Here is a 15,728-nt window from a genome sequence, read left to right on the forward strand (position 1 = left end):
GGGCATGCCCGCGAAGAGGCCAGCACAGGTTTACACCGCAAGAAAGCACAAGAATCCCCCCGCCCCGTGGCGTACACTCGCGCCCTGCCCTGCCGCCGGAGACCGTTGTGAGCCCCATCGCCCTAGCCCGCCTGCTGACCCTTGCCGCCGTCTGGGGGGCGAGCTTCCTGTTCATGCGCATCATCGCCCCGGCGCTTGGCACGGTACCGACCGCGTTTTTCCGCGTGTCCATCGCCTGCCTGGGCCTGGTCGCGCTGTTTGCCGCCGCCCGGGTGCGCTGGGACTTCCAGGGCAAGCTCGGCGCCTGCCTGGTGCTGGGCATGATCAACTCCGGCATTCCGGCCACCTTCTATTCCGTGGCCGCCCAGGTGTTACCGGCCGGTTATTCGGCCATCTTCAACGCCACCACGCCGCTGATGGGCGTGCTGGTCGGCGCGCTGTTCTTCCGCGAACCGCTGACCCTGGCCAAGCTGTGCGGCATCTTCCTCGGCCTGTTCGGCGTCGGCATCCTCAGCGGTGCCGGCCCGGTGGCCCTCGACCTGGCCCTGCTGCAGGGCGCCCTCGCCTGCCTGGCAGCCACCACCTGCTACGGCTTTGCCGGTTTCCTCGCCCGCCGCTGGGTCAGCGGCCTGGACAGCCGCCTGTCGGCACTGGGCAGCATGCTCGGCGCTACCCTGATGCTCAGCCCGCTGTTCGCCTGGAGCGCACTGAGCCAGCCACCGGCCAGCTGGGGCGGCTGGCAGGTGTGGCTGTCGCTGCTGGGCCTGGGCTTGCTGTGTACGGCATTCGCCTACATCCTGTACTTCCGCCTGCTGGAAGAAATCGGCCCGGTCAAGGCCAGCACCGTGACCTTCCTGATCCCGGTGTTCGGCGTATTGTGGGGGGCGTGGCTGCTGGACGAACCGCTGTCGATGGCGCACCTGTACGGCGGCCTGCTGATTGGCGCGGCGTTGTGGCTGGTACTGCGTCCGGCGCGCAGGTGAAGCGGAGCAGACCGTGAACAGCGCATACAAGAAGGTCTTGTTCCGCCTGGAACAGGACGCCAACGGCTATCCACCGGCCTCGGTCGAGGGGTTGTGGACCAAGGCCGTGGACGGTGGCTATGCCGTCGACAACATTCCCTTCCATGTCTATGGCATTGCCCCGGGCGACGTGATCGCCACCCGTGAACAAGCCGGCGAAACCTGGTTTGCCGAACTGCGCCGCAGCGGCGGCAGTTCGGTGTTCCGGGTCATCGTCAAGCCCCCGGAAACCCTGGACCAGGTACGCGCGGCGCTACAAGACTTCGGCTGCAACTGCGAGACCGAGCAAGCGGTGAAGATGCTGGCGCTCGAGGTCCCGCCGCAGCGTTCGCTCGATACCCTGCTCTACTACCTGCTCACCCAGCGCGACGCCGGCCTGCTGGACTTCGAGGAAGGCGTGCTGCGCCACGCGATCCCCGAAGAATTCCGCTAGGACCGCCAGGGCCTAGGCCTCGGCCAGGCGCGCGGCGGGCTTGCGAAACACGAACAGCAGGCCCACCACGATCAGCCCCATGCCCAGCAGGCCGAGCGGAGCCAGGCGGTTACCGAAGATCAGCAAGTCCATCACCGCAGTCACGGCCGGCACCAGGTAGAACAGGCTGGTGACATTGACCAGGTTGCCCTTGGCGATCAGCCGGTACAGCAGCAAGGTCGCCAGCAGCGAGACCACCAGGCCCATCCACAGCAGCGCGCCGACGAAGCTGCCGCTCCACTGCACATGCAGTGGCTGCAGCGGCGCGAACAATGCGCACATGGCAAAGCCGGCCAGGTACTGCAGCGGCAGGGTGCCCATCGGGTTGTCGGTGATGCGCTTCTGCAGGATCGAGCCGAAGGTCATGCAGGCCAGCGCCAGCAGGGCGAACAGCATCCCGGCCAGCGATACCCCACCCAGGTTGATGCCCTGGTAGACCACCATGACCAAGCCCGCCAGCCCCAACCCCAGGCCGAACAGACGGCTCCACGAGCGTTGGCGCTCCATCAGCACCACGGTCAGGATCGGTTGTACCCCCATCACCGTGGCCATGATGCCCGGGGTGACCTGGGTGTCGAGCGCCAACAGGTAGAAGATCTGGTAGGCGCCGAGCAGCACGCAGCCGGTGCCCAGGGCCCGCAGCACGGCCGCGCGACTGCGCGGCCAGCGCAGCCCCAGCAGCGGCCCGACCAGCAGCACGCCGGCCAGGGCCAGCGCCGAGCGCAGCAGCAGGAAGGCGAACGGGCTGGCCTGCGCCAGGCCCAGCTTGGAAACGATCGCCCCGCTGCTCCACAGCAGGACGAACAGGCTGGTAGTGGCCGCCGAGGCCACGGAGGTTTTGCTAAAGACAGACATGGATTGCCACCTGATATAAGGCAAATAAGCCAGACGGACGACGTGCGCTTCAGCGAGGGAAGTCGCCGACCGTGTTCAGTAGGTTGCGTGTGCGAAGGGCAACGGCCAGCAGCCGATCAGCCCAGCACGACCACGCAGCGAGGCGGAGCTACGCCGCCCACGACGCCACTGACAGGTGGTGGTGGATAGTGATTGATCATGACCGGCTGCTGGCTGCCACGCACGACCATGCCCGCGACTGGCGCGATGGCAAGGCAAGTGGTGGAAGGGCTGGCTGGCATGAGCAGGTCTTCGGGAAGAGGACAATGGGCTGGACTATAGCCCGGGGTTTGCTGGCTGGCAACCACCCCCGCCGCCCACGCTCCCGTTGTAGGAGCGGCCTTGCGTCGCGATGGGCTGCGAAGCGGCCCCATTTATTTGCATTCACGCCGATATTGCCGGGGCCGCTTCGCGCCCCATCGCGACGCAAGGCCGCTCCTACAACACTGGTTAATTTTTCACCGCCCCGGCTCGTCTGAATGCGAAACGCAGCCCGCATTCACCTGTTCCGAGGACCGCCGATGAACGTCTCCACCTGGCTCTGCCGGCCAGCCCAGATCACCTGCCTGCTGCTGGTCAGCGCCCATGCCCACGCCGCCAAACCCGGCGACGTGTTCAAAGACTGCAAGGACTGCCCGGAAATGGTCGTGCTGCCCGCCGGCAGCTACCTGATGGGCGCCCCCGACGACGAAGTCGGTCGCCAGCCCGACGAGGGCCCGCTGCACACCGTGACCTTCGCCAAACCCTTCGCCATGAGCCGCTACCAAGTTACCGCCGGCGAACTGGACGCCTATATCAAGGCCACCGGCACCGTGATCAAGAGCGGCGACGATCGCCCCGGCCGCTGGTGCCAGGCGAGCAAGCCCAGCTACCCGCAAGGCCCCCGCCAACCCGCGGTGTGCGTGGACTACGACGAAGTGCAGGCCTACACCCGCTGGCTGGCGAACACCACCGGCAAAGCGTACCGCATGGTCAGCGAAGCCGAACGTGAATACGCCGCCCGTGCCGGGTCCAGCGGCCCGTTCCCGTTCCCCTTCGACGAACCGGGCAAGTACGAGATCAGCAAGCACGCCAATACCTATGGCCCCAAGGACGGTTACACCTACACCGCCCCGGTGGGCAGCTACCCGGCCAATGCCTTCGGCCTGTACGACATGCACGGCAACGTCTACGAATGGGTCGCCGACTGCTACCACGACAGCTACCAAGGCGCCCCGAGCGACGGCAGCGCCTGGGTCCAGGACCCCCAGTGCATTCGCGCGCACATGCGTGGCAACGACTGGGGCGAGCCGCCGATCTTCTCTCGCTCGGCCAACCGCAACGACCGCCTCAAGACCACCCGCGGCGACTTTCTCGGTTTCCGCGTAGCACGTGAATTGTGAAGTTGTGACGCGGTTGACGCAGCAGCCTGACAAAAAAATCGGCAATAAGAATCGTTCCGGTTTTTACCAGGTGCTGCGTCCTATTGCTGACACCGATAAAAACCCTCTGCCAACGAGACCGCAATAGATGTCCAAGCCCCTGCCCGGCCCGCTCAACCCACTGGCCAAAGCGTTACTGATCCGTCACTCCTTTCGCCCCCGGGATGCGTTGACACGCGTCGGCCTGGGCCTGGCAATGTGCACCGCCATGGTCGCCCAGGTGCAGGCGCAGGAATGGACCCTGGACATTCCCGCGCAGTCGATGAACTCGGCATTGCAGGCACTGGCCAGACAGACCGATACCCAGTTGCTGTACAGCCCGGAGGACATCGGCGGGTTGCGCTCCAGCGCCCTCAAGGGCCAGCACAACCTCGCTTCGTCACTGGCCATCCTGCTGGGTGGCAGCGGGCTGCGTTACCAGATCGACGGCAACACCGTGACCGTCAGCGCAGCTTCAAGCGCAAAGGACGGCCAGGTCGAGCTTTCGGCGACCAACGTCAGTAGCACGGGCCTGGGGGCCACCACCGAAGGCACGGGGTCGTACACCACCGGGGTGACCAGCACCGCCACGCGCATGAACCTGTCGATTCGGGAAACACCGCAAAGCATCAGCGTCATCACCCGCCAGCAGATGGACGACCAGCACCTGGCGACCATCACCGATGTGCTGAAACAAAACCCGGGCATTACCATGTCCCAGGACGGTGGCGAGCGCTTTCACATCTATTCGCGCGGCTCGGAAATCAGCACCTACCAGCTCGACGGCGTGAACACGACACAGGACTACCTCACCCGTAACATGCCCAACACCCTCATGGACATGGCCATGTTCGACCGCGTGGAAATCGTCCGCGGCGCCACCGGCCTGATGACCGGTGCCGGCGAGCCCAACGGTGTGGTCAACATGGTGCGCAAGCGCCCGACCCGTGAGTTCCAGTCGTATGTACAGGCCGGGGTAGGCTCCTGGGATTACTATCGCACCGAGGCCGACGTGTCCGGCCCGTTGATCGAAAGCGGCAAGCTGCGCGGTCGCCTGGTAGCAGCCAAGCAAAGCAACCACAGCTACATGGACTGGTACAGCCAGGACCGCGACCTGGTGTACGGCGTGCTCGAGGCCGACCTGAGCGATACCACCACCGTGCGCTTCGGCATGGACTACCAGACCTACAACGCCAATGGTGCGCCGGGCGTGCCGCTGTTCTTCAACAATGGCCAGCCCACCAACTTCTCCCGCTCGACCAGCTCCGGCCCGCGCTGGATGTACGAGGACTACACCACCAGAAACTACTCATTCGGCCTGGACCAGGAACTGGGCCATGGCTGGCAGCTAAAGATGGCCGGCAACTACATGGATGTCGATCGTGACTCGCTGTCGGCGTTCTACCGCACCGGTGCGGGGGTTTCCACGCTCAACCCGGCCACCGGCAATGCCACGGCCGACCTGCTGCAAGTCGATGCCCATCAGGTCCAGCGCGGCATGAACATCACGCTGCAGGGGCCTTTCGAGCTGTTCGGTCAGACCCACGAACTGGTAACCGGCTTCGACTACATGGATTACGAGAACAACCATTTCACCGGTACGGCCGGTGCAGTCGACTTCAACTTCTACACCTGGGGCAATCGCCTGCCGCAACCGGGCAATTACTCGCCCCTTCTGGACTATGACCTGAACATTCGCCAGACCGGCTATTTCATTGCCACCCGACTCAACCTCACCGACGACCTGCACATGATCCTCGGTGCCCGTACCACCAGTTACCGCTCGGACTCCGACCAGGTGGTACTGACCACCGGCAAAGGCAACCCATCGCACCTGCAGGAGCGTGGCGAAGTCACCCCGTATGCTGGCCTGATCTATGACCTGACCGATGAGCAGTCGGTGTATGCCAGTTACACCGATATCTTCAAGCCACAGACCAGCCGCGACCGGACAGGCAAGGTGCTTGATCCTGTCATCGGGCAGAACTACGAAATGGGCTGGAAAGGAGAGTTCTACGGCGGCCGCCTGAACGCCAACGCCGCCGTCTACCTGATCAAGCGCGATAATCTTGCAGAGGAAGACACCGGTTTCAGCGTACCGGGCGTGCCTGACTCCACCGCCTACAGGGCGGTCAGCGGCGCCGAAACCAAAGGCATTGACCTTGAACTGTCGGGCGAAGTGGCTCGCGGGCTGGAATTGCACACCGGTTACAGCCATTCACGCACGGAGGATGCCAACGGCACGCGCATGACCTCGCAACTGCCGCTGGATACATTCCGCCTGTGGACTACCTATCGCCTGCCCGGCGAGTGGGAGCGCCTGACCATCGGTGGTGGGGTCAACTGGAACTCCGAGCAATCCCTGGCCACCCGCTACAACACGCGCATCACCCAGGGAGACTACGCCGTTGCCAGCCTGATGGCCCGCTACAAGATCAGCGAACATCTGGCCGCTACCTTGAACATGGATAACCTGTTCGACAAGAAGTACTACGCAGGCCTGGCCGGTAACTATGGCCACTATGGCGCGCCGAGAAACGCGACGTTGAACCTGCGCTACGATTTCTGAGCGAAGAAACGAAAACGGCGACCTCAGGGTCGCCTTTTTCATGCCTGCACAGTCCTCAAAGCAGTGTTCGATCCATTGCCGAGCAACGGTCTTCAAACTTTGCATAACCTTTGCGGGAGCGGGCATGCCCGGGAGCACCTGCACAGCCGGTGGCAGCCACCGCGTCGCCTGCTTCGCGGATGAATCCGCTCCTACAGGTGTAGACCGCGCCGGCTTCGGGTTTACCCCGTACCTGTAGGCGCGGCTTCAGCCGTGATCACCGGCACAGCCGGTGCCTGCCACCGCGTCGCCTACTTCGCGGATGAATCCGCTCCTACAGGTGTGAACCGCGCCGGCTTCGGGTTGGCCCCGTACCTGTAGAAGCGGCTTCAGCCGCGATCACCGGCACAGCCGCTGCCTGCCACCGCGTCGCCTGCTTCGCGGATGAATCCGCTCCTACAGGTGTGAACCGCGCCGGCTTCGGGTTGGCCCCGAACCTGTAGGCGCGGCTTCAGCCGCGATCACCGGCACAGCCGGTGCCTGCCACCGCGTCGCCTGCTTCGCGGATGAATCCGCTCCTACAGGTGTGAACCGCGCCGGCTTCGGGTTGGCACCGTACCTGTAGGAGCGGCTTCAGCCGCGATCACCGGCACAGCCGGTGCCTGCCACCGCGTCGCCTGCTTCGCGGATGAATCCGCTCCTACAGGTGTGAACCGCGCCGGCTTCGGGTTGGCACCGTACCTGTAGGAGCGGCTTCAGCCGCGATCACCGGCACAGCCGGTGCCTGCCACCGCGGCGCCTGCTTCGCGGATTCACTCGTTTACCGTGTCTGCCAGCAACAGCCTGGCCATCACGCCCTCAAGCACATCCGCGTGCGCAAGGATGTCATAGTGCCCGGCATCGACTCCCAGGTCCTGGCAGCTACCCGCAATGCTACCCGCGTGCACACCCCCTCCCGCCCACCAACAACTGGCCGCGACCTCGGTAGGCGGCAACTGACGCAACTGACGCGAGAGTTCCTTGAGCTTCATGGCCACGACGAAGGTCTGGGCCAGATCGGCATTGCCGAGTTCCGCATAGCCCGACTGCGCCGCCTGGGCTTCACGCACCGTCTCGATCACCCGCTCCAAGGTCTCCTGACCAGCGCCTGCCGGTACCGTCGGCAGCACCAGCGCAGCCGCCGACACCCCGAGAATGACCGCCAGGAAGCTCCGCAGGTCAGCGCTCCAGTCGCTTTCCGGCACGGCATGCACGGCCAAGGGCACAAAGCTGTCCACCAACGCCAGCAAGGCAACCCGCTGCCCCTGGCTTTCCAGCTCTTTGGCGACCAGCACTGCCAGGGTGCCGCCAAGCGACCAGCCGGCCAGCTGATAAGGGCCTTCGGGTTGCTTCTGACGAATGTACTGGGCGTAGTCGATAGCCATGGTCTCGAGCGAGTCGTCCATCCAGGCAGGATCAAGCAGCATCCGGCATTGCAGGCCATAGACCGTACAACGGCCGTCCAGCTGGCGCGCCAACGCATCGTAATCGAACACCGTGCCGAACCCGGCATGCAGGCAGAACAACGGCGGGCTCGTATCTATCCGGGCGTTGAGCGCCAGCAGTGGGTCCCGGCCAGCCTCATCCGGCGCATAACCAGACAGCTCGGCGATGGTCGGCCGGGCGATGACATCACGCAATTTCAGCTCGATCGGCAGGTCCGCGCAGGCACGCACCCTGGACAGCATCTTGAGCACCCGCAGCGAGTCCCCACCCAGCTCGAAGAAGTTGTCATCGACGCCAACCTGCTGCACCTCCAGCACGTCCTGCCAGATTGCCGCCAACCCTTGCTCGATGGCATTGCGCGGCGCCACCCTCGCCCTGCCTGTGGCGAACACCGGTGCCGGTAAACCGTTGCGATCGATCTTGCCATTGGGTGTGAGCGGCAGCGCCGGCAGCAGCACCAGCTGTGCCGGCACCATGTAGTCCGGCAGCTCGGCACGCAAGGCATCGCGTAACGGCTCGGCGCGAATAGCGGCGCTGGCCGCCACCACATAACCGATCAGCTGTTTGCCGCTGTTGCTGTCACGGGCCACCACCACGGCGTCGCGAACACCCGCCAGGTTGCGCAGGCGCGCCTCGATCTCCCCGGGTTCGATGCGAAAGCCGCGGATTTTCAGCTGGTTGTCCAGCCGCCCAAGGAAATCGATGACCCCATCGGCACGCCGGCGCACCCGATCGCCAGTGCGATACAAGCGGCCACCACTGGCAAACGGGTCGGCCACGAAGCGCTCGGCCGTTAGCGCCGCGCGCTGGTGATAACCTCGCGCCAGGCCCGCTCCGCCAATGTAAAGCTCGCCGGCGACACCATCGGGGAGCGGGTTGAGGCCCTGGTCCAGGACATGCAGGGTGCGCTCGCCCACGCGCTCACCGATTGGCGCATACACGGCCGCGCAAGTCTGCTGCACCGGCACTTTCCACAACAGCGGGGTGACCACGGTTTCCGTCGGGCCATAGCCATTGGTCAACCAGCGCGGGCGCAACGCACGCTTGACCTGTTCGAACAAGGCAGCCGGCACCGCATCGCCGCCAAAACAGTACACCCGCACCGCAGGCGCAGGTTGCGCCTGGCCCTCGCCGTATTCGGCCAGCTGTTGCAGGTACGCCGGCGGGAAACAGGCGATATCGATGCGCTGCTCATGCAAGGTCTGCCAGGTTTCTTCGGCGCTCCACAGCCGATTGTCACGCAACACCAGGCAGCCACCCGAGGACAACGTCGACAGCCAGCGTTCCTGCGCACCGTCGAAGGCGAACGACATGAACAACAGCTCGCGGGTTTGCGGGCCCATCTCGTAAAGCCCGGTGATGGCCTGGCAGTGCATGCGGATCTGGCCGTGGCTCACCGCCACGCCCTTGGGCTTGCCGGTCGAACCCGAGGTGTAGATCAGGTAGGCCAGGTTGTCCGCGCATGCGCGCTGCGCAGGGGCCGTCGCGGGCAGGTGTTGCAGCGCCTGCTGGTCGAGTTCGACGCAGCGCGCCACGTGGCTGAAGCGCTGCCGCAGGCTGCTGCTGGTAAGCAGCAGGTGCATCGCCGAGTCTTCGACGATCCACTGCAGACGCTCCTGTGGGTAGTCGATATCCAGCGGCACGTAGGCTGCGCCGGTCTTCATCACTGCCAAGAACGCCACGATCATTGCCACAGACCGCTCCAGCGCAATACCCACGCTGGTTTCCGGACGTACGCCCTGGGCAACCAGATAATGAGCCAGGCGGTTGGCGCGGGCGTCCAGTTGCCCATACGTCAGCTGCTCGCCGGCGCAGATCACCGCCACGGCGTCGCTGCGCTCACGGGCGTGCGCGGCGATGCTCGCGGCGAGTAGTGGCGGCTCGCACCCCGGTGCCGCAAGGCGGTTGCGCAGGGCGGCGTGCTGCGCCTGGGTCGGCGTCAACATGCCCAGGCTCCCCAATGTCGCCTGGGGGTTGTCGAGCATGGCGCCAAGCAGGCTTTCGAAACTGCCGCGCAGGCATTCGACGGCGGTTTCGCTAAAGCGGTTGCGCAGGTACAGGAACTCTACCGAGAAGGTTTCGCCCAGGTGCACGGCCAGGTCCATGGCATAGTTGGTGACGTCGCGGTTGCGTACTTCGCCAAAGCGCAGTGTTGCCCCGCCGCCCTCGCGCAGGCGCTCGTCGACCGGGTAGTTTTCGAATACCACGATGCTGTCGAACAACGCTTGCCCAGGCTGCCCGGCCCAACGCTGCACATCGGCCAGCGCGGCGTGCTCGTGGTCGCGCAGTTCCAGGTTGAAGTGCTGCAGCTGGTGCAGCCAGTCGCTGACGAGGTGCTGGGGTTGCGGTGCCTGTACTACCGGTAGCGTGTTGATGAACAGCCCCAGCATTTCGTCCGCTCCCGCCAGGTTGGCGGGGCGCCCCGCCACGGTAGCGCCGAAGCACACACTGGCCTGGCCGGTGTAGCGTTGCAGCAGCAACAGCCAGGCACCTTGCACCAAGGTGTTGGGCGTGACTCGCAGGCGCCGAGCCTGATCGCGTAGCCGTTGCGTGCGCTGGGCATCCCAGCGCAGGTATAGCGCATGGTGCCCGCCAAGCGTGCCGTCCGCCTGTGGCACGATACTGTCAGCCAACAGCGTCGGGCCCTCCAGTGCCTGCAGCTTGGCACGCCAGAACTGCTCCAGTTGCTCGCGCGGTTGCGCGTCGAGCCAGCGGATGTAGTCGCCAAAGCGCCCCCCTGAGTGGCTCACCGGGCGGCCGTGATACACCTGCAGCACTTCCCCCAGCAGCCGGGAATTGCTCCAGCCATCCATGAGGATGTGATGGCGCGACCAGATCAGGTGCAGGCGTTGCTCATCCAGCTGCACCAAGGTCAAGCGCATCAACGGCGCGCTGGCCAGGTCGAAGCCGTCCCCGGCATCCTCGTCTGCCAGCCGCTGCAGGGCTTCGCCTGGCACTTCGCGCCCACGCCAGTCGATGATGCGCAACGGCAGGCTGGCCTGACGCTGCACCACCTGCACGGGCTGAGCCCACTGCGCCGAGGTGAGGAACAGCGTACGCAGGATGTCGTGGCTGGCGATCACCTGGTTCCAGGCGGCGACGAAACGCTCGCTGTCCAGGCCCTGCACATCGACGCACGTCTGGTTGATGTACAGCGCGGCTTCGCGCTCATGCAGGGTATGGAACAGCATGCCCTGCTGCATCGGCGAAAGCGGGTAGATGTCGGCCACCTGGGCGGCGGGTAGCGGCAGGCGGTCCAGTTGTGCCTGGGTCAACCCGGCCAGCGGAAAGTCCGATGGGGTAAAGCCCCGGCTGTCATCCTCACAGCAGTGCTTGATCAGGGCCTTGAGCTCTTCGCCATAGGCATCGGCCAGGTGCTGGATGGTCGCGCTATCGAAGACGTCACGGCTGAAGGTCCAGCCCAGTGTCAGCTCACCACCATACACCTGGCCATTGAGTGCCAGCAGGCCGCTCAACGGTGCGTCCTCGCCCTGGTTCAGGCCGGCAGTTTCCCTGGCCGGCCGGAACAGGCTGGCCGACTGGTCGAAACTGCCATCGAACTGGCCCAGGTAGTTGAAGATGATCGCGCCCTGGGCCAGCGCCGCCAAGGTTGCCTGTGCTTCGCCAGCCGCAAGGTAACGCAGTACACCGTAGCCAAGGCCCTTGTTGGGTACAGCGCGCAGCTGCTCCTTGATGGTCTTGATCGAGCTCGCCAGATCGGGTTGTACGGTCAACCTGACCGGGTACATGCTGGTAAACCAGCCCACGGTGCGGCTCAGGTCGATCCCCTCGAACAGGTGCTCGCGGCCGTGGCCTTCCAGGCGCACCAGTACCTGCGACTGCCCGGTCCAACGGCTGACTGTACGGGCCAGTGCCGTCAACAGCAGGTCGTTGATTTGCGTGCGGTAGGCAGCGGGCGCCTGGTGCAGCAGCTGGCGCGTGGCAGCCGGGTCCAGGCGCGTGCTCACCGTTGCGGCATGCTTGTGCCGGTTCTCGCCGTGGGGGTTGTCGCAAGGCAAGGCATCACTGGCACCTTGCAGCTGATCACGCCAGTAGTGCAGTTCATGTTGCAGCACCGGCTGGCTGGCATAGGCTCGCAGTTGTTCGGCCCAGGCCTTGAACGCGCTGGTCTTGGCCGGCAATTTCACTGGCTGCCCGGCAGCATGGGCCTGATAGGCCTGCTGCAGGTCTTCGAGCAGCACCCGCCATGACACGCCATCCACGACCAGGTGATGGATGACCAGCAGCAACCGCTGGCTGGCATCTGGCAGCGTTGCCAGTACGGCACGCAACAGCGGCCCCTCGGCCAGTTGCAAACTGCGCTGGGCCTGGTCGGCCAACTGGGCCAGCGCCTCGGCATCATTGCACTCGCGTACCCATAGTAGCTCGGGCGGTACCGCTGCGCCGATCGCGGCCTGCCAGTGGTCATCGCTCTGCCAGGCATTGAGCCGCAGCACGTCGTGGTGGTTGTGAAGGTCACCCAGCGCCTTGCACAACAAGCCTGCATCCAGTGCCTGAGCGGGTTCGAGCAGCACCGACTGGTTCCAGTGATCAGGGACGGCAAGCGCTTGTTCGAAGAACCAATGTTGCACTGGAATCAGCGGTACAGGCCCGCTCACCGCACCTTGCTCCAACGCGGCTGCTTCGCTGCGCCGAGCCACCGACGCCAGCCCTTGCACCGTTTGATGTTGCAACAGCTCCTTGGGTGTGAAGTGTATGCCTGCCTGGCGTGCCCGGCTGACCACTTGCAACGAGATGATCGAGTCGCCACCCAGCTCGAAGAAGTTGTCGGTCAGGCCGACCTGCTCCAGCTTCAGCAACTGCGCCCAGATCGCTGCGATCTGCTGCTCCAGCGCGCTCTGCGGGGCGACGTACTCGCCCTGCAACTGGCTGGCATCCGCCTGCGGCAGGGCCTTGCGGTCGAGCTTGCCATTCGGCGTCAGCGGCAGCTGGTCGAGCAGCAGCAGGTGCGCCGGCACCATGTAGTCCGGCAAGCCAGCCTTGAGCGCAGCACGCAGGCTGTCGCGCAACGCGCCCTGCTCTTGCCTGCTGTCGGCGGGCACCACGTAGGCCACCAGTTGCTTGCCGCTCGGCCCGTCCTGGGCCAGCACCACTGCCTCCTGCACGCTCGGCAGCTGCAGCAGGTGTGCTTCGATCTCGCCCAGCTCGATGCGCAGGCCGCGGATCTTCACCTGGTGGTCGATACGCCCGGCGTAGTCGATCACCCCGTCGGCGCGGTAGCGCGCCAGGTCGCCGGTGCGGTACAGGCGGCCGCCATCGGTGCTGAACGGGTCTGGCACGAAGCGTTCGGCGGTCAGCGCCGGGCGCTGATGATAGCCACGGGCCAGGCCCACGCCACCGAGGTACAGCTCACCGGCACTGCCGCGTACTGCCGGTTGCAGGCTGCCATCGAGGATGTGGGCCTTGAGGTTGTTGATCGGCTGGCCGATCGGCACGCTGATATTTTCGTCCGGCTGGCAGGTCCAGTGGGTGACGTCGATGGCCGCTTCGGTCGGCCCGTACAGGTTGTACAGGCTCGCCGCCGGCAAACGTTGCAGGGCCTGGCGGGCCAGTTCGGCCGGCAGTGCTTCGCCGCTGCACACCACGCGCCTGAGGCTGACGCAGCGCTCTACCGCCTGGTGGGTCATGAACGCCTGCAACATCGACGGCACGAAGTGCAGCGTGCTGATGCCGTAGTGGCTGATGGCTTCGACCAGCAACTGCGGGTCACGGTGCGCCCCTGGCTGGGCGATGACCAGCCGCGCGCCGGTCATCAACGGCCAGAAGAACTCCCACACCGACACGTCGAAGCTGAACGGGGTTTTCTGCAGCACGCTGTCGCTGGCGTCCAGGCCGTAGGCCTTCTGCATCCACCACAGGCGGTTGACCAGCGCCCGATGGCTGTTGCCAGCGCCTTTCGGGCGACCGGTGGAGCCGGAGGTGTAGATCACGTAGGCGAGGTTCAGCGGCGCTACATCGGTGTCCGGGTTGGCATCGCTGTAGCCGCTCAGGTCTTCGCTATCCAGCTCCAGGCAGCGCAAGCCGGCCGGGATCGGCAGGGTGTCGCGCAGGTGCGACTGGCTCAGCAACAAGGCGATGCCGCTGTCGTCGAACATGTAGCGCAGGCGTTCCTGCGGGTACTCTGGGTCCAGCGGCACGTAGGCGCCGCCGGCCTTGACGATGCCCAGCAGGCCGATGACCATTTCCAGGCTGCGCTGCATGGCGATGCCGACCAGCACGTCCGGGCCCACGCCCAACTCGCGCAAGCGGTGCGCCAGCTGGTTGGCACGGCAGTTGAGTTCGGCATAGCTCAGGGTCTGCTCGCCGAACACCAGCGCCGGGGCATCCGGGGTGGCGCACACCTGGGCCTCGATCAGCTGGTGGATGCTGCGCTCGTTCGGGTAGGCGGCCTGGGTGGCATTCCAGCCATGCAGGATCTGTTGCCGCTCCCCGTCATCCAGTAACGGCAGTTCGGCCACCCGCTGCGCAGGGTTGGCGACAATACCCTGCAGCAGGTTCAGCCAGTGTCGCGCCATCTGCTGGATGGTCGACGCATCGAACAGGTCGGTGGCGTAGGTCAGCGTGGCGCTGATGCCCTGCCCATGCTCGAAGCTGTCCAGCGTCAGGTCGAACTGCGCTGCCTGCACGTTCCACTGCAGCGCCTCCACCTCCAGGCCTGGCAAGCGATGGCGCTCACCCTTGCCGCGGACCTGGTGGTTGTACATCACCTGGAACAGTGGGCTATGGCTCAGGCTGCGCTCCGGCTGCAAGGCATCGACCAACTGCTCGAAGGGCAGGTCCTGATGCGCCTGCGCGCCCAACGCGCGCTGTCGCACCTGTGCCAGCAGCTCGGTAAAGGTCAGTTGCGTGTCGAATTCGGCACGCATCACCTGGGTGTTGACGAAAAAGCCGATCAACCGCTCGGTTTCCACGCGGTTACGGTTGGCAATCGGCACGCCCACGCGCACATCGGCCTGCCCGGAATAGCGGTGCAACAGTGCCTGGAAACTCGCCAGCAGCAGCATGAAGGGTGTCGCCCCCTGGCGCTGTGCCAATTGCCTGAGGGACAGGCTCAACGCCTCGCCGAGGTCGACATCGACTCGTTCGCCGCGATAGCTTTGCAACGCCGGACGCGGCCTGTCGGTGGGCAGTTCCAGTACCGGGTGCTCATCGCCCAGCTGCGCGGTCCAGTACGCCAGCTGACGCTCACGCTCACCGGCGTCCATCCAGGCCCGCTGCCACAGCGCATAATCGGCGTACTGGATCGGCAGTTCGGCCAGCGCTACTTCACGGCCTTGGCTGTAGCCCTCATACAGGCGCACCAACTCATCGATGAGCAATGGCATCGACCAGCCATCGGCGACGATATGATGCAACGTCAGCACCAGGACATGCTCATCCGCCGCCAGGTCGAGCAGCTTGACCCGCAGCAGCGGCCCATGGACCAGATCGAACGGCTGCTGAACCTCCCGCGCAACCTGCGCCTGCAACACCTGCTCTGCCACTGCCCCCAAGGCCTGGCGGGCCAGCTGGAACGGCTGGCTCGGGTGGATGACCTGGGTCAGCTGGCCCTGCGCCTCGCCAATGCTCGTGCGCAAGGCTTCATGACGTTGAATCAGCGTCTCGAAGCTGCGTTGCAAGGCCGCCACATCGAGCTGCCCCCTGAACCTGAGTGCAGTCGGAATGTTGTATGCCGAGCCGGCGGGCTCAAGCTGCCAAAGGAACCACTGGCGTTGCTGGGCATAGGACAGCAGCGGGCGTTCGACTTCGTGCCTGATCACCGGGATGGGCAGCTGCGCGAGGGTGACGCCCTTGGACGCCAGCTTTTCGAGAAACAGCTGCTGCTGCGCCTGGGGCAGACGGAGGAAGCGATAAACCAGGTCTGCGTTTCTGTTATCCGTATGCAT

The 15,728-nt window shown here is 65.2% G+C and carries 6 protein-coding genes; 4 read left to right on the plus strand and 2 right to left on the minus strand.

What is annotated here, in order from left to right:
• The first annotated feature begins 107 nt into the window (after window positions 1-107).
• Entirely contained in the window at window positions 108-983 is an 876-nt protein-coding gene (locus tag HG549_RS18860) for a DMT family transporter (protein WP_170031370.1), read from the plus strand.
• Between the two features lie 13 nt (window positions 984-996).
• Window positions 997-1,455, plus strand: a complete 459-nt coding sequence (locus HG549_RS18865) for a DUF4265 domain-containing protein (RefSeq protein WP_170031372.1) — start codon at window positions 997-999, stop codon at window positions 1,453-1,455.
• A gap of 12 nt (window positions 1,456-1,467) precedes the next feature.
• On the opposite strand, the gene HG549_RS18870 is transcribed toward HG549_RS18865, so the two are convergent.
• Window positions 1,468-2,349 (minus strand): DMT family transporter, encoded by an 882-nt coding sequence (locus tag HG549_RS18870; protein ID WP_170031374.1) that lies wholly within the window; start codon window positions 2,347-2,349, stop codon window positions 1,468-1,470.
• Window positions 2,350-2,909: 560 nt separating this feature from the next.
• Between HG549_RS18870 and HG549_RS18875 the strand changes: the two genes are divergently transcribed.
• Together HG549_RS18875 and HG549_RS18880 are read left to right on the plus strand one after the other, a co-directional pair.
• Window positions 2,910-3,770, plus strand: coding sequence for a formylglycine-generating enzyme family protein (locus tag HG549_RS18875; RefSeq protein WP_170031376.1), 861 nt, complete (start codon window positions 2,910-2,912; stop codon window positions 3,768-3,770).
• Between the two features lie 127 nt (window positions 3,771-3,897).
• The gene (locus HG549_RS18880) at window positions 3,898-6,357 is read left to right on the plus strand and encodes a TonB-dependent siderophore receptor (protein ID WP_170031378.1); all 2,460 of its coding nucleotides are present in this window, start codon (window positions 3,898-3,900) and stop codon (window positions 6,355-6,357) included.
• 791 nt (window positions 6,358-7,148) lie between these two features.
• Here HG549_RS18880 and HG549_RS18885 read toward each other — a convergent pair.
• Window positions 7,149-15,701 carry an amino acid adenylation domain-containing protein gene (locus tag HG549_RS18885; RefSeq protein WP_372241582.1) on the minus strand — a complete coding sequence of 2,851 codons (8,553 nt, stop codon included), beginning with the start codon at window positions 15,699-15,701 and terminating at the stop codon, window positions 7,149-7,151.
• Window positions 15,702-15,728: the final 27 nt, after the last annotated feature.

It is taken from the genome of Pseudomonas sp. SK, assembly GCF_012975065.1.
Taxonomy (GTDB): domain Bacteria; phylum Pseudomonadota; class Gammaproteobacteria; order Pseudomonadales; family Pseudomonadaceae; genus Aquipseudomonas; species Aquipseudomonas anuradhapurensis.